We start from the raw sequence: 25,761 nt of genomic DNA, 5'->3' as shown, positions 1-25,761 counted from the left end.
TATACTAGCCAACAATTTATTGGTCTGATGGCATAGCGGTGATACGATTCATCGCTATTTTTTTAACTTTCAAAAATCGTATAGAGCGGGTAAAACTATGAAACGGATTGCCATTATCGGTGCAGGATTGGCAGGATTAACTTGTGGTAAAGCGTTGCAGCAAGCAGGGCACGACGTAGTGATTTTTGAAAAATCCCGTGGCATCGGTGGGCGACTGGCAACGCGTCGTGCCGAACCATTTTATTTTGATCATGGTGTTGCCGCGTTTACTGCCAGTGACGACGATTTTCAAGGTTTTGTCAATCAATTACTCGCTGAAGGGGTGGTTGCAGTATGGGCAGTTGACCAAGCTACCCCCGATAACCCCCTTGTATCTACCAAACCACATTCCATGCCCAGAGTGTCTGGCTGTTATTCTGAGTACTATGTCGGCATACCCGCCATGAATGCCATTGGTAAACATCTCGCCCGTGGCTTAACTGTGCGGCGCAATACTAGGGTAGGGGCTATCATTGACCATCATCCCATTTTTAATAGTTGGGAGTTGTTAAGTGACAAGGGTGAAACGTTGGGTCAGTTTGATTGGATTATTTCGGCGATGCCGGTAGAACAAGCAAAAAGCTTTGCTCAAACATCGCTACATACCAAAGTGTTGAATAAATATGCCCTCATGCCCTGTAGTGTGCTGATGCTGGGATTTGATACACCGCTGGCTTTAGACTATGAGTATGCCAAAATCGAGAGTGAGGATATCGGTAAAATTATCGTCAATAGTGCAAAACCCCATCGCGAAGGCGGTTATAGCCTTGTGATTCATAGTACCCCAGCATGGACGAATAGACATATTGAGGAAGATAAAACTGCCTGTATCAACCATTTGACACGAGCGGCGAGTCAAGTATTGGGTATTGATTTATCGACTGCAGCACACAAAGACATACACCACTGGCGCTATGCCACAGGCGAAGCGGTTAACCTCCAATCAGGTGACCACCAGTTAGGCTATCTACTAGATAGCGACCAAAACATCGCTGTCTGTGGGGACTGGCTACTTAAGGGTGATGTCGAGTCTGCCTACTTAAGCGGTCAAAAACTGGCAAAAGCGATGATTGAACTACTAAAAAGCGAGTAGCGTATGCAACATATCGCCATATTTGGTGCTTCTGGCGCGATTGGAAAGGCATTTTGTGATTGTTTGGCTATCGCCTATCCAAATGCCACCATTCATGCCATTGCCAGAAAACCCCCGGCATTTAGCCACCCTCATATCGTCCCTCATCAGCTTGATTTTGATGATGAACTGGCTATCGCCGCGCTTATCAAAGCTATTAGTAGCACTCAAGCCTTGGACAGTGTTATTGTGACGATTGGGTTATTACATGACTCTAAACTCGGGGCTCAACCCATCGCGCCTGAAAAATCGCTGCGAGATATCACAGCCGATCAGCTGCATCAATATTTCCATGTCAATGCAGTATTACCAATGATGATTGCCAAATACGCCTTGCCCGCCTTAAACAAATCCTCGCAATCCCTATTTGCCGTATTGTCGGCACGGGTAGGGAGTATTTCGGATAATCGCTTGGGCGGGTGGTATGGTTATCGGATGGCAAAAGCAAGTTTACATATGGGCATTAAAAATTTAAGCATCGAGCTGCAACGAAAAAACCCCAACGCGATTATTGTTGCTTTGCACCCCGGCACGGTAGACAGTAATTTATCCAAACCATTTCAAAAAAATGTGGCAGAAGGTAAATTATTTACCCCAGCGTTTTCCGCACAAAGTTTACTTAAGGTTTTGCATCAGCTGACGCCTAAAGACTCGGGCAAAATTTGGGCTTGGGATGGCAAAGAAATCATGCCTTAAATCTGCCTTAAAATTTTCCTTTGAAGTTGTACCTTAGCCTTGTATTAGGGTGGTAGCTTCGTACCTAGCGTAAGCCTAATCCATCAACCAGTTTTTGTAGATGAAGGCCACAATTACGCAAGTTAATCCTGTGACCAAGCCGCCCCAAATGAAATCAACCAGTGCCGCAGTTTTATCATAACCTTTAAGTAATGCTAAGCTTGTAAAATCATACGTTCCATATGCCATTAGCCCAATGACCACCCCATATCCTGCCAGTACTGCCAATGACGCGTGAGCTTTTAGCTGCGGGTAGATGACCACCACACAAAGCGCAAAAACATAAAATAGATAAAACACGCCTGCTGCCGTCATATTGGGTGATTCACTGAGTAGATGTCCAATGCGCGGTGCATAAAAGCGTTGGGTCATGGTTTTAAGCCATACGGCATCAATACCTAAAAATACCATGACGGCGATCAGATATACCCACAGATAGTTTAATGGTGCCATTGCTAAATCCTTGTGTCCTGTTATTAATTGTCCTGAACCCATTGTCCTGAACCCTTTGCCGCGCAAATTGGGTTAACGGTACTGGGCTTTTTCAAGGCGTACTTGCACCACGCCAATGGTTTTTTCCAAAAATCCTGCTTCACAGTACGCAAAATAAAAATGCCACAAACGCATAAACGCATCGTCATAGCCAAGTGCCTTGAGCTGCGGTAGCGCCTGCATAAAGTTATAGCGCCAATCAATCAAGGTACGGGCATAGTCATAGCCATAATCAACCAGTGACGTTACTTGCATATCGGTATGGTCACGCGCTTGGCTGAGAATTTCACTGTTAGACAATAAACACCCGCCTGGAAAAACATGGGTTTGGATAAAATCCACACCATGCAAATATTTTTGATAACCCCGATCATTAAAGGTAATCGCTTGTAATACCATCAGCCCATTATCTTTGAGCAATCGATTACATTGGGCAAAAAAATTTGGCAGATATTCATGACCGACCGCTTCAATCATCTCAATACTAACCAGCTTGTCATACTTGCCGGTAAGCTCACGGTAATCTTGTTTTAGCAGGGTGATTTTGTCGGTTAGATTGGCAGCGGCAATGCGGCGTTTAGCTTCTTCATACTGCGCGTCTGAGATAGTTGTGGTGGTGACACGGCAGCCATATTGGGTCGCGGCATAAATAGCAAATCCACCCCAGCCCGTGCCGATTTCAATGACATGATCGTCAGCTGTTAACTCAGCTAATTCACAAATTTTTGCCAACTTGTGGGTTTGGGCTACCGCCAAGCTTGATGAGGGTGTCGGATAAATTGCCGATGAATACATCATGCGCTCATCCAAAAATAATGCATACATCGCATTGCCAATATCATAATGGGCTAAAATATTGGATTTGGCATTGCGTTTATCATTATGCCGATTGCGGTGTTGGCGGTGTTCCCAGCGTTTGGTCAAATTGGCAAATTTGGCTTCTATGGTATTGATGAGGGTCAAATTGCGCGCAATCAAACGTAAAAATGCTGTTAAATCATCGGCTTGCCACAAACCATCAATATAATCATCAGCAAAAGCAATCGAACCGCCTGTTAATAGGTGTTGATACACCTGCGGTGAATGGATGGTGAGTGTCACTGCCAAAGGATGATTGCCAATTTGTTCCCCTAGCGTTCGTTGTGTATCGCTCACTGGCGACTGTGTTACAGGCTCAGTATTCATTACCCTAACACCGAAGGTTTTATGAGTCGCTGCCTTAGTCGCTGCCTTAGTTGCTATATCGTCAGACTGATGGAAGGTTTCAATGATGGTTAGATGACCCCGTTTGAGCTTTGATAGCAATAAAAATATTATTTGCCGTGCTGCTTTTGCCGCACTTTGTTGAACGGGCGTGAGCAGATGGTCAACAATTGGGTAGGGTAGGTAATCGGTAAACGAGCGTCGCTTGGCTAAATCGGATTGACGGCGTTTAACCAAAGTCTCCTTACCTTTTGATAGGTGATTTGACGGGTGAGAGGTTGCAGTGTTTTTAGCCTCTAAAGAAGACGGTGTCATAGTCAATTCCCATAAAAAATTTCAGTAAATTACTGGGGTAAACGTTGGTTATAAGCTTGATAAGGCACACGTTTTAGCACGTATAATTTAAAAGCCTGCCAGTAAATTCGCAGTAGTGATGTGGCACTCATCCAGGGTCGGCGCTTAATCGCCGTTATCACCGAAGCCTCATCCAATTGAACGCCTTTAAGACTCACGCCTGCATTAAACACTTTGCCGCGACTATCTGTCAGTCCAATATCAATCACAACATCAAAGCCATTTTGCTCGGGATTGTCATTTGCCGATGCATAGCGTTTAGGGTGAATCTCAACACGCCAATGATATTGCTGATTGATGGGATTAAAAGGCGATACATGAAAACCTTTGTCATGTTGATACAAGGTCTTTTCACCTGTGAGTAAAAAACCATAGTAATGGCGTTTGTTCCAAGGGGTGTTAGAGACTTCTGCCAAAAAATGGCTTGGCTGGTGGTTCTCATCAAAGCCAATATAAAAATTGACAGGGCTAAAATACCAACCCATATTACGTAACACCACCAAAGCCACCACCTCGCCAATCGGCTGACTGCCAGTCAATTGCTGCCAGGTTTGTTGCGCTTTGACCAATAAACCAGCCGATGGCGCAGGTTGTCCTACTGACGCGGTTAGGCGGTTATCCAAAGAGGCGTCTAATCGATTGATAGCAAAATAATCTGCTTGATGGAATTGGTAAAGCGCCCAATGGTGTTGTGATAGCAGAGGGATCTTCAATGATTGTTGCAGCGATTTTTTCAGCCATTGGGGCAACCATGTTGGCACATGACTGGCGACCATATTGACCTTAGGTAATGGATTGTCTGCTAGCTGGGTTAAATTGACCGCCTAAAACCGATAGGGGTAATGAAACTCATGACTGGTAGGGATTTTTCTGGCATGCCAAGTCACACCTTGCAGGATTTGATGGGCAAATGTCATGATGATTTACCTTTGATGGGTGTTGCACAAACCATCATGCGCTAGGTTCTGGCAAAACGCATGGTTGGTCGTGGCGGTTACTTGCCGTCGCTGCAGCACCGAGCGTTTTTTATCAGCATGGCTCGGTAACTTTGACACGGTAAATTCTGCCGACGGTTTGCTGGGCTTATTACTGGGCTTAGACAGCCGTTTGATTTGAGCAGCGGTTGAAGCAGCTGTGGTATTGGTAGTGACCAAAATATCGATATCCACCCCCAAGCTTTTGCATACCCGCAAGCCACTTTTTACCCCATCTTCATGAAACCCATTAAACCAATAAGCACCACAAAAATGGGTATGTCGCTTCGCTGAAATTTCATGCCAGCGTTTTTGGGCATCAGTCATTTTGTTGTCATATACAGGGTGGCGATAATCCACACGTTTGATGACATGCGCTTCATTAATCGGTGTGTTAAGCGTCACCAAATAGTTATGTTTTGCCGTCAATCGCTCAAGGATATTCATGTGATACGTCAATATGGGTTTTTGGTCAGCCACGCGCGCGGTGGGTTTATCTATCGCGTAATTCCAACTTGCCCAAGCCAGCGGTTTTTTGGGTAGAACTTGGGTGTCAGTATGCAAAACCGCTTCGTTATCTGTATAGTCAAAAGCCCCTAAAATAGCCGATTCTGTCTCAGAGATGTCGGCTAGTAGACGTCTTGCTACATCGGCATGGCAAGCAAATACAACGTCATCAAACACTTGGGTTTGACGCTTACCTTGATGAATAAATTCAATGCTAACGCCATCCTTGCCACGCGTGACCGATTGCACGGGGGTATTGATATACAGGGTTGTACCTGCTGCAGCGAGCTGAGTGATTAAGGCATTGACGTATTGCTTTGAGCCGCCCACCAAGGTAAACCACTGTGGGCGATTGACCACATCTAGCAGACCATGATTATCAAAAAACTGGGCAAAAAAGAGTAGGGGAAAACGCTTGGCGTCATTCATTCCCATCGACCATATCGCAGATACCATCGGCACCAAGTAGTTGGTTTTAAACAACTCGCCATAGTCATGACTGTCTAAATAATCCCCGAGTGTTTGCTGGCTTAAAGCCGCTTGCTGCATTTTATCGGCTTGGCGAAAATTCGCTAATAGTGATTTGGTCTCGCGATTAAAGCGTAAAATCTGCTGAACAAATTGCCAAAATCGAGGGCTTAGCACATGGCGACGCTGAGAAAAAAGACTGTTTAAAGTGTGACCATTGTATTCAAAATTAATATAAGTATTTTTAACCGAAAAACTCATCTCAGCTTTTTGAAATGGCACGTTGAGTTCATCCAGTAGGCGAATAAAATTGGGGTAAGTACGCTCATTAAATACAATAAACCCTGTATCGATAGCGACTTTTTCGGTTGATGGTTTAAACGGATTTTTAAAAGCTGAGCGCTCGGTAACGGTGACATCCAACGTATTGACATGCCCGCCTAAATAATCATTGCTTTCAAACATCGTCACTGCATGACTGTCTTTGAGATAATACGCACATGTTAGCCCTGATACACCACTGCCAATAATGGCAATCTTTGGTGTGGTACTATTTGGCTTAGTAGGCTTGGCTACTATAGTATTAGCCACCACAGGCTTAAGGGCTGTGTGATTATAGTGCGGGGATTTTTTTGTAAACACTGCCATGTGCGGATATACCTTTAAAACCAAGCCAAATGATTAAGTCGTATGAGAAAGTTTTGAGCCCACAAAATGCCATACTGCATCAGGTAACTGCGACAACAGCTTTAAGGGCTGTACCAATATCTGCGGAAATTCAATGACATTATCATCATTGGCAATCCCTTGTTGAATGGCTTGGCTGGCTTGCTGTACGGTTTGCAAAAAAGGCATTGGAAAGTCGTTCTGCAGCGTCATCGGCGTTTTGACAAAGCCCGGTACTACCAAAGCCACTTTGACCCCATAAGGTTGCAGGCTCATTTGCAAGGTTTTGCTCAGATAATGGATTGCCGCCTTTGAGCTACCATACCCCTCTGCACGCACAAAGGGCACCAAAGCAGAAGCAGAGCCGACGGTGACAATTTTACCTTTAGTTGCCGTGAGGGCGGGTAGTAGCGCTTCGATGGCATGCACTAACGAGCCGTAATTTGCATTCATCACCCTCATGATAGACCGCGAATCAAAGTTTGGCATGTCAATGTATTCGCAAACACCTGCTGCCGCGATGAATAAATCCAGCGTTTTAATGTCGCTAAAAGCTTGCATCACGGCATCATACTCGGTTAAGTCGAGCTGAATCGTTTTTGCTCCCATTGCTGCCAACGTGTGCAAAACATCGCTGTTTCGACCCACCGTATACACCTCATGACCTTGACTTAGATAATCCATTGCCAACTGTAAACCGATGCCTGAGGTTGCACCTGTAATGACGATGGATAAAGGCTTTGAGGGATTGGAGGTTGGCATCATAGCGACTCAATATAACAACTCAATACAAAATTTTGAAAACGACTTACCGCATACTATAAAAGAGTAGCGGATAGTTAGCAATAGGTTTTATACTATTTAGTATAAAAATATAATTATTGGTATATAATCAAATAATAAGTATCATAAAAACATTTGTAGTATAATATTAGCTAATTTTTAACCTCATAAATATTAGAAACCTGAAAAACATTAGAAACTTGTGATGAAAAAGTTAACGTTTAAACAGCGAATGATGCTAGAGCGTGAGTCGCTGATTATTGAAACGGTCAACCATTTGTTAGCCACCAAAGGCTATGACGCGATGACCGTCGATGAGATTGCTGATACGGTGGGCATTGCCAAGGCGTCATTGTATCGACATTTTCCCAGTAAAGAAGCGCTAGGCATGGCGGCACTGGTTGATATCATGCACAAAGCGCTTGAGATCATCAATCAGCTAAACGCGACCGACCAAACCGCCATCGATAAGCTCAAAGCGCTGACACAGTGGGCGATGCGACTAAAACTGGCGCAAAAAATGCCAAATCTGCCGAGTGAAAACTCCCAGCTGCGCGAGCTGCTAATTGCCAATGATGATTACACCAACAACTTGGTCATGTTGTCAGATAGCATCGGTGAATGGATTGAGCAAGCGCAAGCAGAGGGCAAGTTGCAAAGCAACATACCAGGACTGGCAATTTTATATACCTTATATGCCAGAGCTTGTGACCCTGTACTGGGTTTTTTACGCTCGTCGCAGCTGTATGACGATGATGAGATTATCGCTATCGTGACCCGCACGTGTTTTGAAGGGCTAACCTAGATTAAGCTAACGCAGACCACTAACAATAAATAGCCAAAAATCCAAGACAGCGTAGAAAAAAAGTAGAAAAGTATGAGTAATTTTGTGATTCATCGTGAGCATGGCATCAGTAAAGCCCAAGCCTTTGGAATAACCGAAGACTGGATTGTCTCAGCAGAAAAAGACTATAAAATGCATTGCGATGTAGTGCGCAGTGATGAGCAAATACGCGTCAACTTTTCTCGTGCCGGTGTGACAGGTACGTTAACAGTAGATGATAAGGTATTTGATATGCAAGCAAAGCTTGGGTTTTTATTCAAAAGTTTTTTGCCGCTGATAGAAAAGACAGTGAACCAAAATCTTGATAACGCATTGCAAGCTGTGAAAGACCGTTAGCATATACAGTGAGCTGAGTGGCAGTTAGCGTTTAGTTTAAATTATTTTATTTAACATAATATACATTATGCGAAATAAAAGCTATCGGCGTCAAAAATGGTATATATGGCATAGTGATTAATTTAATGATGAAATGACAATTAGCAGCAAAATCATTTGCATTTATCAATCAATAATGAGTAGTATGCTCACTCAATTATTTATTTATTGTTTATCATTAAAATCGCCAAGGATTTATCATGATTGGATTTATTGCCCGTCACAGTACGATTTTTATGCCATTGTTTGGCGTGATTGGATTTATATTTCCTGACTTGTCGCATTTTGTCCTTGGGCTTCTGCCGCAGATTTTATTTTTCTTGATGTTTTTTACCTTGTTGGGCATTGACCAAACCCAGCTGATTAGGCGCATGACGACCCAATATGTTTGGGGATTTGCCATCTTCCAAAGTGCGCTGATGAGCTTAGCCATGACCTTGATTGCTTATTTGCTAGGTGTCCGTGGTGATTTGTTGTTGGCTATCGCGGGTCTGTCAGCCACCGCACCGCTATTTGGTACGGGCGCTATTGTGAATGCAGTGGGTTTTGATGCACTATTAGCCATGGCAAAAACCATCACAGCCACGTTGGTGATGCCTGTTAGCTTACTGGTGATATTGTGGTTGCTTGGCAGCAAGGACGCCCATTTAGACTTTGTACTGTATATTAAGCGGTTATTAATTTACATTATCGCCCCCATGATTTTGGCGGTCGCAGCACGCCAATACATTCCCCGTGATACGCTCAATACTTATTATCCAAAAATTGCTAAGTTTAACATTATTCTACTGATGATGTTTCCGCTTGGATTGATGTCGGGCTTTAGACATACCTTTGACACCAATCCCATGCAGGCGTTAAGCTTGTTTGGTTTAGGCACTGTCTTGTCGTTAGTATTTTACTTTTCTGCCTATTTTTTATACCGCCGCTTTGGCTATGAAAACGCCATTATCTCTGCGCTGGCGTGCGGTGGCCGCAATGTGTTATTGGCGTATACCATCACCACGCCGTTTATGGGTGCGATGTTTTTACCGCTGATTGGCGCGTACCAATTGCCTTCGTTTTGCTTGCCGTTATTGGGTAAAAAAATGGTCAAATGGCATACTATCGACAGCCAAGCCAGCTTAAAATAATGCAGATGTTCGATTTATTCGTATGCTAACGTTTACACTTAATCTACTGCCACAGTTATCATCACAAGCCTTGTATGGCATTTTTAAGGCGCGTTGTGATGTGTTTGTTGTAGAGCAACATTGCGCTTATCCAGACATTGATGACACAGATTTGCTGTGTTGGCATTTACAGGGTTTTATTGATAATAGTCTGGCGTGTTATGCGCGGATTATCCCACCCGATTATCATTATTTGGGTTATGTCGCGATTGGTCGCGTGTTAACGGTTGGCGATTTTCGTGGTCATCATTATGGGCGTGATTTGATGCAAAAAGCCATTGAAATTTGCCAGCAATACTACCCTAGCCAGCCGATTTTTATCGCCGCTCAAACGTATCTGATACAATTTTATCAAGCGCTCGGCTTTTGTATACAAGGTGACTATTACCTTGAAGATGGCATTGAGCATGTCAATATGATATGGGAAGTCAAACATGATGCATAACCGTGCTGATTATCGGCTATATTTGGTCACAGATCGCAATTGCCTGCAACAGCAGACGCTTGAACAAGCCGTTGAACAGGCGATATTGGGCGGCGTGACATTGGTGCAGCTTCGAGAAAAAGCGATTGCTAGCAAAGAGTTCTATGAGCGCGCGCTGCGTATCAAAGCGATTTGCCACCGCTATAACGTGCCATTACTGATTAATGACCGTGTCGATATCGCCCTCGCAGTTGAGGCAGATGGGGTGCATATCGGTCAAAGTGATTTGCCGTGTCGCGTGGTTCGGCAAATTTTAGGCAAGGATAAAATCATTGGGGTTTCCGCGCGCACCGTCCAGCAAGCCATCCAAGCGCAAGCAGACGGCGCAGATTATTTGGGCGTTGGCGCGATGTTTGCCACATCCACCAAACAAGATGCCCAAACAGTTACCATAGCGAGCTTAATGCAAATACGACAAGCGGTAACGCTTCCGATTGTTGCCATTGGTGGTATCAATCACACCACCCTGCCCGCCTTACAACAAGCGCTCCAAGCTGCCGAAATGTCCACTGGTGGTGTGATTGACGGCGTAGCAGTCGTTTCTGCAATTTTGGGGCAAAAAGATGTCAAACTCGCGAGCGAACAGCTCAAAAATATGATTAAATAATTATGATTAGATAATCATGAAATCAATAATTAATACCAAATTTTATCAGGATTCATGATATTGTTTGGGTCAATGGCGTTTTTAATCGCTTTCATAAAATAAATCGCATTGCCATGTTCTTTATCCATATATTTACGTTTACCCTGCCCGATCCCATGCTCACCTGTACAAGTTCCATCCATGTCAATCGCTCGCTCGGCTAGGCGATGTAAAATGCCTTCAGCGGTTCTCACTTCATTTTCTTCTTTCATATTGATGAGCAGCAACACATGAAAATTGCCATCGCCCACATGACCGACAATCGGGGCAAGCATCCCTGTGCTTTCGATGTCTTTGACCGTTTCGGTGACGCATTCAGCAAGGCGCGAGATTGGCACGCACGCATCAGTCGATAAACTGCCACATTCTGGGCGTAACGCTCGACTGGCGTGATAGGCATTGTGGCGAGCCGTCCAAAGCTGTTTACGCTTATCTTCGGCAGTATCCCACGCAAAGTCTTGCCCTTGATACTCAGCAATGATACTTGCAAACAATTCGGCTTGTTCTTTTACGCCATTTTCTGTGCCATGAAATTCGACAAACAAGGTTGGCATTTCTTTTAAGGTTAATTGGGAATACGCATTACATGCCTTGATCTGCACCGCATCGAGTAGCTCAATGCGAGCCACTGGCAACCCGTATTGAATGGTTGTCATCACTGCTTGACACGCCAAGTCAATGCTTGGGAAATGGCAAATCCCAGAGCCTGTGCATTCTGGCACACCAAACAGTTTCACCGTAATCTCGGTCACAATACCAAGCGTGCCTTCTGAGCCGATAATCAGCCGTGTCAAATCATAGCCTGCCGATGATTTTTTGGCTCGTGTGCCTGTGTGGATGATTTCACCGTTTGGCATGACGACTTCAAGCGACAGCACGACATCTTTCATCGTACCGTAACGCACCGCATTCGTGCCAGACGCCCGAGTGGCGACCATACCGCCAAGCGTGGCATTTGCCCCAGGGTCAATGGGAAAAAATAGCCCAGTCATCCGCAAATGATGATTGAGCTGTTCACGAGTCACGCCAGCCTGTACGGTGGCGGTCAAATCCGCTTCATTGACCTGCAAAATCTCGGTCATCGCAGACATATCAATGCACAATCCGCCATGAGGGGCATTAAGCTGACCTTCTACCGATGAACCAACACCAAAGGCAATCACAGGCATTTTATACTCGTTGCAAATTTTGACGGCATCGGCGACGTCGTGTTTGTTGTGAGCGGTCAAAACAGCATCGGCAGGCTCATTGGGTAGCCAGCTCATAGTATGGGCGTGCTGTTCACGAGTGGTTAAATTGGTCGATAATTGATTGCCAAAACGTGCTTGTAGCACATTAATCGCCTGTGAAAAATCATTCATTTGCATAACTTACCTTACCTAGTTTTATCTCTAGTCAATTTGTTTTTTGTATTAATTTAGACTCAAATTACTATTAAAATCCCTTAATTCGTTAGTCAATGGGTCAATAAACGCAATGGATTTTGCCAGCAATTTTAACGGTTTTGCAAAATCGGTTGTACCTTTAGGTTTGACAGTGGGATAAAAATTGTCATTTAACAGTGGCATTCCTAAACTAGCCATATGCACTCGCAACTGGTGTTTTTTGCCTGTCACCGGGGTTAATCGGTATAAGCTAAACGCCCCATTATTTTCAATCAATTCAATCATAGTGTGCGCATTTGGCTCACCTTGGGTCGTCTTGGTCAAAAAAAACGGCTCGCCACGCTCAAGTCTGGAATGAATGTGAAAGGGATAACTTAAATCGCTGCGAGTCGGTGCTATGGCATGGTAAGTTTTGTGTATGTGTCTATCGGCAAACAGCGCATGATAGCAAGCGCGGCTACTTGGATTAACCGATAATAACATCACGCCTGCCGTGTCCTTATCCAACCGATGCAAAGGTGAAATATCATTCACGGCTAACTGCTGTAAGTCTGGATGATTTCTTAATTTGGCTAGTAGGGTTTGGCTGACATAGTGACCTGACGGTGTAACGGGTAAAAAATGCGGTTTATCGACCACCAGTAAATGTTCATCCAAATGAAGAATATGGGGCTCAAATGGAATGATAGGCTCATTTTCAACCTGCCTATAGTACAAGATGGTTTGCCCTGCCAAATAGGGCGAATCTTGTTTAAGTGGCTCACCACGCTCAAGGCTAATTAAACCGCTGTCAAATCGTCGTTGCCAGTTTGCCAAACTAATATGGGAAAAATGCGCTGCCAAATAATCGATAAGCCGCCCACCCACAAACGACTTATCATGGGGTAAATATAACTTACTGGGTTTTATGCCGCGCTCTATCATGTTAAATCTATCATTTTAAAAAATCACTTTATCGATGCTGTTTTACTTTACGCCTATTTATTGGGCTAACAACAACTGCACAGTTATCGCATGATTAATGCTTAGCACATCATTGGGCAGCAAAACATCATGTCGGTTGATGGGTTGACCGTTTCGGGTAATGCTGATGTTAGGGTCAATCTCATCAATCAGCAGCTGCCCTTGAGATTCGACAATCGCAAAATACACGCCGCTGGCCGGCTTTAGGTCATTGGCAGCAAATAGACGTAAGGCATGCGCGATTTGTGCTTCCCGACTGGCAAACACAATCGGAAACTCGCGTACTTTTTGTTGGCGCTCCCCTAGCCCATCCACAGATTTTATGGTCAAAACAATCTGCTGCAGATTTTGGTTCAACTGCGGCAGTTTGCTTTGCGCTTGGCGTGGCGCAGTACTAGCAGTACTAAAAGCGGGCAGGCTTGCTGGGATATGATGATTTGAGTTTGGCTGTGCCTGAGTCTGAGTCTGAGTCTGAGTCATGAATTTAACACCCAGTTTAATCTCATTGCTAAACACCTCACCTTTTTGCAAACGTGCGATATCCGTTGGCGTGGCTGGCACTTTGGCTTTTAACCCAAATTGCGCTTCGTCGGACAAGGTTACCCCAATTGTGGCAAGCTTGGGTTTTAATACTTCATAACCGTAAGATACCAAATCAATGGCATCATGCGGGGTATGGGTGGATTCATGGGCATGATTAAAACTGCTAAATAACTGCTCCACCATCGCGGTTGTCAGTCCATCATTGGATTTTAATGTGATTTGAGTAATCACTTGGGATTTATCCACCAATTGTTTCGCCGCTGCCATAATCGCATCGGTCAATAAATCTTGGTACGGCTTGGCGGATTTTTGGATGTTTGGCAACACAGTTAACATCGGTTTGGGCGCAGCTGTTGGCGCTTGCACCCTCGTAGGTTGTGGATTAGAGGATACAGATGGCATAGGCTCAGTATTTACCAGCGGCGGCTGCATCGGCGCAACTGCAGGCACTGGATTGGGGTTTGAAGGCGGTAGTGTTGGTTGCACAGGCGTTTGATAAGCTTGAGTAGGCTGTGGTGGTGGCGAAACGGACGGGGTTGGATTTGGATACTGCGGTGATACAGGTATCGGGGCTGAAGATGCTGGTTGCCCGATAGGTTCAGGCAAAGTGATTGGGGCGCGTTCAGGGTAGAATCCCGCCTCGGATTTTTCTTCAACAAAACGTGGAATCAGTCGCCCTAACAGGCTTTGATATAGACTGGGGTTCTCGTCTTCGTCATCTAGGGCATAGCCATCAAGCCGTTGAATCAGCAAAATGACCGAATTATCTGCTTCACTGGCTGTGTCGTCGTCATCCGCTTTTTGGGCGGCATGGGTTTTAATCGGCAAAATATGAATATCAGGCATGGTGTATTTGAGCGCTTGGGTAAATTGTCGGTAGCTTTCTGCCAGTTTCTTATTGGCAGTGATATCAAAACTCGTCGGCACCGAGAGCTGAACGCTCACCCGTTGTAAGTCATCAATGGCGGTGGTGTAAAGGCTAAAGAAATTTTCCATTTCATCAAACACATCGCTTGGGTGTTTGTCGTCAATGATAAAACGGTGATTGGTGGTGATGTAAGCCATAATTTACTCTTAATGGTTAACTTTTTGATTGATGTTGTGTTTTTTTAACAGCTTGCGTAGTATCAGTTACTGGACTCGCCACTGAGTCGGCCAATGGGTTGTCGCTGGTAGGACGGCTAATTGCTGAGCTTTGATACATCTGTTTGGCTAACATCATACCTGCCTGTACTGCTCGATTAATGCCATCGCGAGGGTCATCGACCAAGCCGTTTTTAGTCCAGTTACGTTCAACCAATACCGCTACCGCTTTATCCCATTTGCCAGTTTTATCTTTTAGCCCATAGACAAACCATTTATACGGACGAGCATAACACGCCACCGATGGCTGAGTTTTGCCTGCGCGAATGTCCGCATTGTTACAAAGATTTGCCACCATACTGACGGTGACATTGGGGGTATAAAAGCTGCGACCGTTTTGTGTGGTTGGGTAGTTAAAGCCGGGTGTGCCTGTTTTGCCCACTATCACGCCCTGTGTCCAAGCACAGCTACCAATCGCTTGGTTACAGGCAGCAAAAGCTGTGCCATTGCCGCCGCCCAAACCTGTGCCTGCTAGCAGCGTACCTGATAATAAATTAAGCGCACCACGGGCGTCAGATTGGTTGATGCCCAGAGGCATGGCGCCGAGTTGGCTAGTAGCTGTGGTCAATATCTCTTGGCTTTGGGCATCGCCTCGCCAGGCTTTAGGGCGCAGCGGAATTTGATTGACGCCCCACAAATCCTCAATCAAATGCACGCCGCGACGTTGGGTCGCGCCATTATCGGCAATCAGCAGATTGGCAAACATATCCGATACACCCAGTACCGAGGTTTTGGCATTGCCTGCGCCAAACACTTGGTTCATGCTGGCATTGAGCATATCGCCCCCTTGACGACACGCCCCGTTCATACGTCCGCCATTGGCTTTGACACAGCTTGCCACTTGGCTTTCGCTAAATTGCAATTGCTTGGTGGTGTAATCTTGCTTGCCATCGGTGAGCAGTACACCTGAAAAATAGCGGCTTTGTAGCATCGGGTCGCTATTATAGGCTTTACCAAACAGTAAATCTTTAAATCCGCAATTTACTCCCCCTTTATCCGCGCAATTCACACTCCAGCCCATGTCATCACTGGCTTTTTTAAAGGCGGGCATACCTGGGCAAACGCCTTGTCGGTCACGTTGTAATGACATCGCACTGGTCGTACGTTGACAATATAAAAAATTCGCCACTTTTTCGGTAGATGAGCTTGCTATCACTTGTTTGAGATATTGCGCTTCAGGGGTTTGCATATTTTTAAACCGTGGATTGGCGCGTACCAGTGCCAATGCTTGTACGGTTTTAACGGTCGAACCTGGGTATACGGTTTGGTATAACGCATGGTTCATGAGGTTTTGCTTGCTCCAGTCTTTTTTCCACAGTATCGGGCAGCCTGTGGGCTTAATGGTGGTATCGCCATTATCGGCACGGTAGCAGTTGGAGTCAGCGCTAGCAAGGGCAAGCACGCCTTGGGTTTTGACATCAATCACCGCGATACCGATACTGCGTACCAAGGCGTTCTCATACATGCCATTGGCGACGTTTTGCAACGCAGGCGATAGCACGTTATTACAGTCCGTGCCATTGGGGTTATTGGTGACACAGTCCGCTACTTGCTGGGCGGTGGTCTGTACAGCGGGATCCAGGGTTAACGCCATGTTGTAGCCGATTTTGATATCCGAGCCATCGATATTGATACTATTGATTGGCGGTGCCGTGAGTTTTTGCCACCAGCTGCGTTGATCATTTTTTTGTTGGTAGCTTTGATAAGCGTCCAATAACTGACGGTCAAAATGGCTGGCGTGAATGTTGGACAATTCGCTATACATCAACCCTAGATTGGTCGGTAAAGCAACCTCAGTTTTGCTGGTGGAGGCAATCCGTTTTTTCGGGTCTTGCGTGGGTTTGTCTTGTAGGGTTTGCAGCACGCCATTGGCTTGGTTTTGAACATCGTTTTTGGTTTTAGTAAAAGCATTGTTGGGGTCAGATGCTGGCGCATTGGGTAAAGTCGCCGCCCCTGTCAATGGTTTAACCGCCAACGATTTGACCGACACCGGAATCAATCTAGGGTTATTACAAAGTTGGGTTAATGGATCAACGTCACCTGTGTCAGTCATGGTATTGCCACGATTATCGACATACAGGTAGCCTGTTTGATTGTCCGCCGTTTTGGCGGTTTTGATATACACACAGCCCGGTAGCCCATACCAAGGGTTGGTTTGGGTGAGCCAATTGATTGGCATATGGGCGACATTGGGGTCGTTTTGGTTGCGGCGATTGGGCTGTTGTTCTCGCCATTGTAGCTGCAACAATCGCTCAGGGCTGGCAAGCGTTCTTAGCGCAAAGGCTAACGCGTCTTCGTTGATATGTTGCTCACAGGCTTGTTGCCAAAGGCTGGCAGTTTGCAATTGGTATTGGTTGGCCAGACGTTTTTGCTGATACAAGCTGAGCAGACTTTGATTGACTCGGTTGATACTGTCGGTAAAACGGGCTTGGTTTTTGGGCTGAGTTAAATCGCACGTTTTGGCAGGCGTGGCGTTGACCGAAGTTGATAAATTAGCGTTTGCACTTTGGGTATTAGTATTTTGGCTGTTGGCTTGGTTGACCACATCTGCCATACCTAGGTTATCGACGACAAGTGACACGGCGTTTTCATTCGCCTCTGCATTGTACGTGGTATTTGAGGCGGTTAAGGGCGAGAGATACCACGCCACCCAGCCGATAAGACCGACAACAAACACCACCAAAATCACTTGTAAGTTGGTCAAAATGGTTTTGTAAAGCGCTTGAGAAACCCGAAAACTAGCAACTTTACCGTCGTTTTTGATTTTTTTGTTAGTATTTTTTGTTTTACTTGCTTGCGTATTGTCGGATGCATTGGCAGGCGTGGTGATTTGTTCGACCTCTGTGGTTGAATCAGCGACATTTTCGTCCTGTGACAGCGTGTCAGAACCTGTGTTGTTGACAGTTTCTAAATCGCCACTGTTCATAGTTTCTTGACTGTTTTCGTCTTTCGGGGTTTGGTTTTCGGTCATTTTGAACCTTTAATTTTTGCAAGCCTTACTAAAATTTGACGTTTCTACGATTGGATAAGTTCTTGAGCATAAGGTTTACGGTTTATTGCCGTCCAACATCAACTTTGGCTGAAATAATGCCAAACTGAGCATAATACTATTGAGCCATAAATTACTGGTGCCATAACTTAAAAACGGCAACGTCACCCCCGTGAGCGGTAAAATTCCTAAATTCCCCGAAATGGTGACAAGTGCCTGAAACACCGTAATCACCACCCACAGCAAAATCACCCACGCCAGCAAAAAATAACCGCCCGACAACAGCCGTGATTTCATCTGCTCACTGGCAAACGCCATCTGCTGACGGGCAATGAGCGCAAGCCACGCAAAATACACCATCATCAGCACCACACTGGCCCCGATACCCACCACTGCCATCACCGAGGTAATCGTATAGTCACTTTGCATCTGTAGCGGCACGCCCTGACAGCCCGATAAATGGCTGTTTGTTAAGTGATAACCACACCACGGAATATCGCCAAACCCATAGCCAATCATCGGCACACTATCGCGAAACCAATGCAAAATCGCCATCTGATCGTTGCTCGCCACAAACGGATTGACCCAAGCATTGACCCGCTCGGCAGTACGCGCATCAAATCCGCTTAAATTCACCAATACCATCATCAGCAAAAGCAAAATCGCGGTACTCGACAACACGCCCAAAATATAACCCCGACCGCCCATTTGGAAAATTTTGTTGGATAGCGCCACACCTACCAAAAAGGTAAACAAAAACAAAAATACCAGCATGGTGCCTTTTTCATTGGCAATACCCAGTGCGATAAACGGCAACACCACCGCAAAAGCAAGCAGCAGGGTCATTTTTTTGGAGCGGAAAAACAGATGATTAATCAAGCCGCGTTGGTTAATCGCCAAAAACACGCCCAAAAACACCATCAGCCAAATTTTTGACAGTTCAGCGACTTTCGCACTGTCACTGTGAATCAACACTGCCAAGCCCAAATAGCCCACCGCAAAGGCAAGTAGCCACACACGCGCTTTAGTCATCGCCGATTTAACATTGCCCCAACTGCTGTGTAGTAAGTTATTGGCAACGAGGATTTTAAGCCCCCAACTCAGCAAACTGCTAATCGGGCGAGCCAGGCTAATAAACACAAAACACCAAAACAAATCTTTGAAATGATTGAGGAAAATATAACGTAGTGACAAATAACTACGCGTGCTTAAATCAAATAAAATCATCAAGCCAAAGGTGGCAAAGCCTACAAATAACGGATAAATCCACGCGGATGACAGCATGGCACGGTTGTCGGGGAATTTTTCCATCAACCGACGCATGGGCGAAAAAATCGTCAATACACTCAGTAACACGCCGACGCAAAACATCACACCCCCCACCATCATCGGCAATATCACTGTATGGCTAACACCGGCAATGACCAGTCCCCACACGGTGATGGCTATCGGTAACACTTCTAGCCAATGCTTACGCCGCGACAGCCATAGCAATCCCCACGTCACCCATGACCAAATACACACCTGCGTGAGCATTCCCAAATGCATGGGCGTGCCAATTGATGGCAGTAAATTGTTCGCTTGCAGGGCTTTTTGTTGGTTGTTATTGGCGTCATAGATACTGGCAACATCATTTGCTGATTGATTTAACAGTTTGGCAATGGCAGGCTGATTGCTAAACAGGCGATTGTAGGCAAAACGTCGATTGCCATCGGCAACCGCAAGCAATGACACCGCAAAATTGGCTTGGTCGGCGGGCGAGAATTTATCGGTTTTCACCGCCATTAGGTTGTTTAAACTATCAAGTTGACCACTAGCGTTAAGGTGTAGCCAGTCTTGGCGATTGCTGAGTTTATCGCCACCCAAATTCACTTCGGTTTCATTTTCAACCAGCTCGGTTTGGCGTTGCTGTTTGCCTTGGGTTTGCCATGCGGCCGCTAAAGCGTGCTGGGTTTTAACAAAATGTTGCTTTGCCTCACTCATTAATTGTGCGGGCTGACTGGCTTGGGCACAGGCTTGAGTCATGCCATAATTGCGGTTATTACGGTTGTCATACAGATTAGTAATAACGTTGTCGCCACAATACTTGCTGAGCAGTTGCGGTTTGGCGATGCCTTCGGTATAGCTCATCAATTCGAGTTGATAACGCTGCAGTTTGGGCGAATGGGCGTAATCTGCCAGTAAAAATGCGCCAATTAACAGGAGCCATACCACCGCTAAAATCATGATTTCGCTCAACGTTTGCGCTTTGGCGTTGGGTTTTTTGCTGGCTTTTGTACGACTCACTATGTTTAGCATGGGGTTTTCCAAATTGATTAACTTTTTTATTGCTATCCCTGTTTAAAAATTAATTGGGGTCATACAACACCACCGTGCGTGCGATTAAATCATGCAGCGTTTGTTTTCGGGCGGTAAACCACATCAAAAAACCAAATGGCAATAAGATAAGCTTTAAGGTTTCGCGGATTAACGCATGGAAAAAATTAACCCGTTGACCCTGCATACCAAACACCCACATACCCATAATCACCTTGCCCACCGTTGCTTGTCGTCCCAAACAGGTCAATAACGTCATATAAAACAAATAAAATCCATACGCTATCAAGGCAAGCGTTTGATCGGTAAACCCACGAATGCCAAGCTGCGGTAAAATCTGCGGCAACAATAATTGATAAGCCAATCCCAATAATAAACTCACTAACGCTAAATCAAATAGATAAGCCAATGCGCGGCGCACAAAACCTGCATATAGCATGGTATAAGCCGGCTTACGAGTCTGCAGCGCGGTCGAAGGCAGCTGATTGGTAGCAGGCGTTGGGTATTGGCTAGGTTGCTGGGGTTGCACTGCAGGAGCGACATAAGGAGTCGCATAGTCAGTGGGTTGTGCGGGTGGATTTGACGCCTGAGCAATATCAGGCTGTTAATAGTTAGGCTGGGCATAGATTGGTTGAGCAGGTTGCTGCATGGGTTGACTAGCCTGAATAGCTGGCATATCGGTCGGTTGATAATTGCCTGCAGATGGATTTGGCGTATGACTTTGCCAAGTGGAATGTTCGGGCTGGGTCGCGTCATAGGTATTATAGCCACTTGACTGTACAAACGAATTTGCTTGCTGCGGCTGAGTATGATTATCAAATTGTTGCGCAAACTGACGACTGCCACAATTTGGGCACATAACCGCAGTTTTTGGTAATTTTTGACCACATTGTTGGCAGACAATAATCATAGATGTTTACTACCCTATTTTCATATTTTCAATTTGATAAACTAATTTGACGATCCAACGACCCAGTTGTATGGCGGCAAGCACTCAGCAGGTACAGGATTGGCGCCGCTGCTGTTTTGCTGGTCGATAATGGCTAATACTTTCTCGGCGATGGGTACCAGTTCTGGATAGGTTTGCGGATAATTTAACATGTTTTGGCAACGTTTTTGTTGATCGTCCGTGGTATAAAACTGTGCCAATAACGACCCCACTGCGCCTTTGTCATCACCCACTTGCAGTGCCATTGCCGCTGCCAATTCAATCATATAAGTATTGGGGTATTTGCTGCTATCACGCGGCGTTTGTAGCGCATAAAGCAAAAAAGATTTGCTATAAGGATAGTTATTTTTAAATAAATAATAAGCGAAATTAGCGACATATTCGCCTTGGTTGGGATTGTATTTCACTGCTTGCGCTTGAAGATAAGCGGCGGCTTTTGGGTCTTTTTTGCGCCAGTAATAGCTTTTTGCCGCTTCATTGAGTTGTTTGGCGAGCGTTTTATTTATCGGCTGCTGTTTAAAATAGCCCATATCCGCGTTGCGAAAGGCTTCAAGCGAGTATTGCTTTGTCGCATTGATATCTTGGCTGTAACCAAGCTCTTGCAGCTGTTTGAGCGATGGCTCGGCAAACTCACCCACCTTGACTACGTTATCAAAAAACTCAGGGCTAATACCGAGCGTGTCTTGATACAGCTTGGCTACGCTAGTTTGCGACGAGGAAGAAAAAAACCCATTTTGCGCTTTAAGCGCTTGCGTCATAGTGGCTTTTGCTGTTGGCAGCGATTTGATGATGGTGCTGTAGCTATTTTGGCTTTTTGGTTTTTTTTGTGGATTATCATCGGTGCTTGCCGCTTTGGTATTATCGGACTGATTGTTAGTGGCGGATTGTGATGTTATGGGTGTTGAGGCGGATTTTAACCTTGATACGCCATAGCCACCGATTGCCACTAGGGCAGCAATCATCGCTATCAGCCACCCTTTAGAGGGCTTTTTGACAGATACCTCACCGGTGGCAGTGGTATGCGGTGGCGAAGTGGGTGCTGTCATCGTATCTGCCATTGTGTCTGGCATCGCCATTGAATGAGTCGCCGTTGTTTGGGTCGCGTCATCGACTGCATTGACTACATTGATGGGCTGGATCGGTGTGCCCCTGTGACTGTTAGCCTGAGTATTGAGCGATTGCTCAAGCCGACGATTATTTGCCAATGTCTCATCATCCATCAAACCGGTCAAAGCCGCGCTTGGCCGATGATTTGGGGGATTTGCGGCAGTGGACGCTACAGAAGCACGGTTGGGCGTGGTTTGCCAGACGCTGGTTGTCGCTGCAGCGCTAATTGCGGGTACGGGCGTAGTTAACGGGTTATTGGGTACGGTTAAAAACAGACAGCGATGACAGGGTTTACCGACAAAATGAATGTGGCTAGCATCATTGGGATAGTTTTCACACACTTTAAACTGGCGGTGTTGAACCAATCCGCGTAGATGATTTTCCCACTCGGCAGCGCTTGGGCGATCAGTTGGATTGGTCGATAAAAACGCTTTATCAAACATTGCACGGGTTTGGTCATCCCAACACACATGAATGCTATTTTTTAGCGGTGCAATCTCTGGCTGTGGCTGCAAGCCATAAGCATATAGCCGCTCTTTGATGAATTGGTCGGTATTGCGATGGGCAGCATTTTTTAATCGGTCTGACACAGGGATAAAATAAAAAGGATGAATACCATTGTTTAAAATTTTAAACAGCTCAATCGCCAGTACAAAACGGTCGTGTTTTTCATCCAACAAACCAATATCTTTGTGTTCATGGTATTCAGGACTGGTCATTTCAGGTGAGATTACAGGACTTGGATAAACGCTGCCATCACTGCCAGTAATACGATAGCTATCACAGTCGATAAACCCAACGATAAAGCCTTTATAATCATCATCCATGCCCGTGCTTGGCTCTGGCATCAGACGTATATTGGCTTCTTTAAAATCAATAAAGGCATGCCCATGACCATGCAAGTCCGCCATCAAGGCGCTAATATTGGCACACAGCTGCACACGATAATTGAGACTCTGCTGATACGCAGTCAGTTTTGCTGCCTCTCTTGGGTACATAAAAGGATTGAGCGATAACGACCTATCAAAGTCCAGCTCTGGCATGGCATAGCCAATGAGCTCATCATGTTCGCCGACAATCAGATGTCTCACCCAAGCAAACTGGGTATACCCTACCCCATTAATCACTTCATAAATATGCTCAGGCGGGCGCGCCATCATGGCTTGTAGTTTGGCAAGGCTGGGGTTTTTGGGATCGGTGGGATTTTTAAAGATTTTTGCCACCAAATTGCCCGTGCCAAACAGATTACCAAGACGGTAGACAATGCCCATACCGCCCGAGCCGATCTCATGAGAGATAGGCAAATCAATGGTGATACGCTGATTGTTTGCAATTAAATACGGCATGGACTATCTCTTCAGATGGGCAGATGAGGTGGGTAAAGCGGCTAACTCAGTGCTAGCAGTAGCACTCATATGATTTACTGGCTCAGTAATACCCAAATAGTATAGCTGTATTTGCTGATTGCCGCTAGAATCGCTGACCGTGCTAGCAGGCAAACCCGTAGAGGCGGTAGCTGCTGTATGGCTGGTAGAGCTAGTTAAAATTTCTGATAACCCTTTATCGAGCGTCAGACTATCCAAGATTTCCGTCTTTTTGCTTAACCCAGCTATTTGGCTTATCATCGATTTGATAGGCAAGCTAATTTGGCAGTTGTAGTAATTCATGGTGGGCTGGATGGTGACACCCAAACTTGTCAAATCATGGGTATCGGTAACTGGCAAGCAGCTTGCTTTAGCGGCAAGTTTGACAGCATGATTGTTAAATTGTGAGTCGCTCAAAGTAGCCGCCAAAGCAGCATCGGTATGTTGGTTTTGCAACGCTGTACTCGCTGCGCCACTGGCAACCGTTGCAGCCGATGGGTTTTTATTAGCGACCACCGTGGTAATAGTGGCGGATAACAATGGCTGATTCGCATTATTTTTGTTTTTGTTTTCGTTTTTATTGTCGTTTTTAGTTTTAGCGCTACTTGTTGGTTTAGATTTTTGCTCGATGACATCGATAGACTGACCTTGCGGGCTAGCTATTATTACCTTAAAGATGGGATCATCGCTCGGATTGCCACTCTCGGTAACCGTTGCGGCTTTGGTCAAGTCAATGGCATAGGAATCACCCAGTGCGTGCGCGGTCAGTGGGGGCGTTATAGCCGAGGCGGGCGTTGTGCTCGCCACCGATGCCGTAGTATTGGCATTGTTGACAGTTTGTGTGGGCAGCAATCGATCTTTATTTATCCAGCCCAATATACCTGTGCCAATGAGCATCGCGGCGCCAGCCATCATAGCGGTATTACGCCGCTGTCTGGTTGAGTCACTGACGGACTGCGAAGGCGGCAACACCTGCGATGTTGTGGCAGCTGGAGTTGCAGGAGCAGTATGTACAACACTGGCGTGCGGATTTGGGTTAGGCGCTATGTTATTGATGTTATTAAAGGCTAGGTCATCAGGCGTGCTAGTGGCTCGGGTATTTTTATGATTGACAGCATCGGTATGCCAGACCGTGGGGTTGTTTGGTGCGGTCGCTATGATTTCAGTCACTATAGTGTCATTCTCTAGGGTTTCATTTTGCCCCTCAACCATCGGTTCAAGGTTTTGATAATGCTGTTGATTTTTTAATAACACCACCAAGGATTTATCATCACCGGTTAATCGATAGGTCGCAGGGTTGCCAAGCGCCTGTTCAATAATCGCGCTGCCCTGCTGTGCGCTTTGACTTTGGGTTAAATTAAACAGCAAGTTGCCAAAAAAAGGGCGGTAAATTTTGGGCGTAACACTTGCGCCTTCAAATACCAAGTCCGCACAGCCATCCGACATCAGTGCAAGGCAATCCACTTGCGATAAATCAATGGGCTCAACCCTTAAAAAGGATTGCCAATTGTCTTGGGTGATAAAATGCGTCTCATTGACGTATTCATTCTTGCTATCATCCCCGTACACTTGCAAGTTGGTAAAATAATCAATGTGAGGATGGCGGACAACAAATTGGCTGGTGATAAGAGGACTATCACCGATTTGCACCAATAGTGCTTGATGATTTGAATGAATGAGTAGCCCAGTAAAGGTGGTGTGATAATCTCTTAGGCTCGATTCAGCGGTCAGCTGTGACTGCAGGTCGAGGCGTATTTGTGATAATTGCTCGATAATTTGCTGTTTGACTTGCACCAAATCAAACGCAATGCCGCTGATACTGACACTGTGACTAACACTGAGACCCACACCGAGACTGAGCAGCATTTTTCCAATTGATTGACTAAAAAACGCTGCCCCCGCTTGGCTAAATTTTGCCGAGCCCGCCCCATCACATACTACAGCCGCTATACTGTGTTCGTTTTTTTGCAAATAGATACTGTCTTGATTGGGCAGGTTGCTGTCGATATGGGATTTACCAATACTGGATGCGCCATACACTTGCCAAGATGGTTGGACTGATGATTGCGATGTTTGCGCGAACAAATCCGTGGTTTGGTTCATCATTATCCCCAATTTTTTTAGGTTT

General features: G+C 45.6%; 21 protein-coding genes. 7 read left to right on the top strand and 14 right to left on the bottom strand.

All coding sequences use genetic code 11. From position 1 onward, the window contains the following. Positions 1–97: 97 nt before the first annotated feature. Together RT422_RS03235 and RT422_RS03230 are read left to right on the top strand one after the other, a co-directional pair. Positions 98–1,132, top strand: coding sequence for an NAD(P)/FAD-dependent oxidoreductase (locus RT422_RS03235; protein WP_096488945.1), 1,035 nt, complete (start codon positions 98–100; stop codon positions 1,130–1,132). Between the two features lie 3 nt (positions 1,133–1,135). Beyond that, positions 1,136–1,867, top strand: a complete 732-nt coding sequence (locus tag RT422_RS03230; RefSeq protein WP_313421253.1) for an SDR family NAD(P)-dependent oxidoreductase — start codon at positions 1,136–1,138, stop codon at positions 1,865–1,867. Positions 1,868–1,942: 75 nt separating this feature from the next. Here the strand turns inward: RT422_RS03230 and RT422_RS03225 are convergent, their stop codons facing one another. The 5 genes from RT422_RS03225 to RT422_RS03205 form a co-directional block, all read right to left on the bottom strand. Continuing rightward, positions 1,943–2,359, bottom strand: a complete 417-nt coding sequence (locus RT422_RS03225; RefSeq protein ID WP_313421252.1) for a DUF2177 family protein — start codon at positions 2,357–2,359, stop codon at positions 1,943–1,945. Between the two features lie 72 nt (positions 2,360–2,431). Then, positions 2,432–3,916, bottom strand: a complete 1,485-nt coding sequence (locus RT422_RS03220; protein WP_313421251.1) for a cyclopropane-fatty-acyl-phospholipid synthase family protein — start codon at positions 3,914–3,916, stop codon at positions 2,432–2,434. Positions 3,917–3,945: 29 nt separating this feature from the next. After that, positions 3,946–4,731, bottom strand: a complete 786-nt coding sequence (locus RT422_RS03215; protein ID WP_313421250.1) for a DUF1365 family protein — start codon at positions 4,729–4,731, stop codon at positions 3,946–3,948. A gap of 147 nt (positions 4,732–4,878) precedes the next feature. Continuing rightward, positions 4,879–6,552: an FAD-dependent oxidoreductase gene (locus tag RT422_RS03210; RefSeq protein WP_313421249.1), complete on the bottom strand. Its 1,674-nt coding sequence runs from the start codon at positions 6,550–6,552 to the stop codon at positions 4,879–4,881. 33 nt (positions 6,553–6,585) lie between these two features. Continuing rightward, the gene (locus tag RT422_RS03205) at positions 6,586–7,335 is read right to left on the bottom strand and encodes an SDR family NAD(P)-dependent oxidoreductase (RefSeq protein WP_096488941.1); all 750 of its coding nucleotides are present in this window, start codon (positions 7,333–7,335) and stop codon (positions 6,586–6,588) included. Between the two features lie 223 nt (positions 7,336–7,558). On the opposite strand from RT422_RS03205, the gene RT422_RS03200 reads away from it, so the two are divergent. The 5 genes from RT422_RS03200 to thiE all read left to right on the top strand — a co-directional run bounded on the left by RT422_RS03200 (position 7,559) and on the right by thiE (position 10,835). Then, positions 7,559–8,158: a TetR/AcrR family transcriptional regulator gene (locus tag RT422_RS03200; protein ID WP_060995738.1), complete on the top strand. Its 600-nt coding sequence runs from the start codon at positions 7,559–7,561 to the stop codon at positions 8,156–8,158. 72 nt (positions 8,159–8,230) lie between these two features. After that, positions 8,231–8,533, top strand: coding sequence for a polyhydroxyalkanoic acid system family protein (locus RT422_RS03195; protein WP_313421247.1), 303 nt, complete (start codon positions 8,231–8,233; stop codon positions 8,531–8,533). A gap of 239 nt (positions 8,534–8,772) precedes the next feature. Further along, a complete protein-coding gene (locus RT422_RS03190; RefSeq protein WP_050325366.1) occupies positions 8,773–9,705 on the top strand; it encodes a hypothetical protein in 933 nt (310 codons plus the stop codon). A gap of 22 nt (positions 9,706–9,727) precedes the next feature. Next, positions 9,728–10,189 (top strand): GNAT family N-acetyltransferase, encoded by a 462-nt coding sequence (locus tag RT422_RS03185; protein ID WP_313421246.1) that lies wholly within the window; start codon positions 9,728–9,730, stop codon positions 10,187–10,189. Continuing rightward, positions 10,179–10,835: a thiamine phosphate synthase gene (gene thiE, locus RT422_RS03180; protein ID WP_313421244.1), complete on the top strand. Its 657-nt coding sequence runs from the start codon at positions 10,179–10,181 to the stop codon at positions 10,833–10,835. The genes RT422_RS03185 and thiE overlap by 11 nt, the downstream gene beginning before the upstream one ends. A 29-nt stretch (positions 10,836–10,864) precedes the next feature. Here thiE and RT422_RS03175 read toward each other — a convergent pair whose 3' ends face one another. From RT422_RS03175 to RT422_RS03135, 9 genes are all read right to left on the bottom strand, one after another. Further along, positions 10,865–12,235, bottom strand: coding sequence for an FAD-linked oxidase C-terminal domain-containing protein (locus RT422_RS03175; protein ID WP_313421243.1), 1,371 nt, complete (start codon positions 12,233–12,235; stop codon positions 10,865–10,867). 51 nt (positions 12,236–12,286) lie between these two features. Further along, on the bottom strand, positions 12,287–13,183 hold the full coding sequence (locus RT422_RS03170) for a pseudouridine synthase (protein ID WP_313421242.1): 897 nt from the start codon (positions 13,181–13,183) through the stop codon (positions 12,287–12,289). A gap of 57 nt (positions 13,184–13,240) precedes the next feature. Next, positions 13,241–14,830: a hypothetical protein gene (locus RT422_RS03165; RefSeq protein ID WP_313421241.1), complete on the bottom strand. Its 1,590-nt coding sequence runs from the start codon at positions 14,828–14,830 to the stop codon at positions 13,241–13,243. 16 nt (positions 14,831–14,846) lie between these two features. Next, complete coding sequence (locus tag RT422_RS03160; RefSeq protein ID WP_313421240.1) at positions 14,847–17,879, bottom strand: penicillin-binding transpeptidase domain-containing protein; 3,033 nt, start codon at positions 17,877–17,879, stop codon at positions 14,847–14,849. Positions 17,880–17,954: 75 nt separating this feature from the next. Further along, positions 17,955–20,195 carry an FtsW/RodA/SpoVE family cell cycle protein gene (locus tag RT422_RS03155; protein WP_313421239.1) on the bottom strand — a complete coding sequence of 747 codons (2,241 nt, stop codon included), beginning with the start codon at positions 20,193–20,195 and terminating at the stop codon, positions 17,955–17,957. A gap of 49 nt (positions 20,196–20,244) precedes the next feature. Continuing rightward, a complete protein-coding gene (locus tag RT422_RS03150) occupies positions 20,245–20,742 on the bottom strand; it encodes an RDD family protein (RefSeq protein ID WP_313421238.1) in 498 nt (165 codons plus the stop codon). 75 nt (positions 20,743–20,817) lie between these two features. Then, positions 20,818–21,123: a zinc-ribbon domain-containing protein gene (locus RT422_RS03145; RefSeq protein WP_313421237.1), complete on the bottom strand. Its 306-nt coding sequence runs from the start codon at positions 21,121–21,123 to the stop codon at positions 20,818–20,820. A 41-nt stretch (positions 21,124–21,164) separates the two neighbouring features. Further along, complete coding sequence (locus RT422_RS03140; RefSeq protein ID WP_313421236.1) at positions 21,165–23,615, bottom strand: hypothetical protein; 2,451 nt, start codon at positions 23,613–23,615, stop codon at positions 21,165–21,167. A 3-nt stretch (positions 23,616–23,618) separates the two neighbouring features. Further along, complete coding sequence (locus tag RT422_RS03135; protein ID WP_313421235.1) at positions 23,619–25,736, bottom strand: PP2C family serine/threonine-protein phosphatase; 2,118 nt, start codon at positions 25,734–25,736, stop codon at positions 23,619–23,621. Between the last annotated feature and the right edge of the window lie 25 nt (positions 25,737–25,761).

This window comes from Moraxella sp. CTOTU49803 (genome assembly GCF_032097965.1).
GTDB classification, from domain to species: Bacteria; Pseudomonadota; Gammaproteobacteria; order Pseudomonadales; family Moraxellaceae; genus Faucicola; species Faucicola tetraodonis.
Note: the sequence above shows the minus strand (reverse complement) of the source record. Positions and strands in the feature narration are given on the sequence as shown.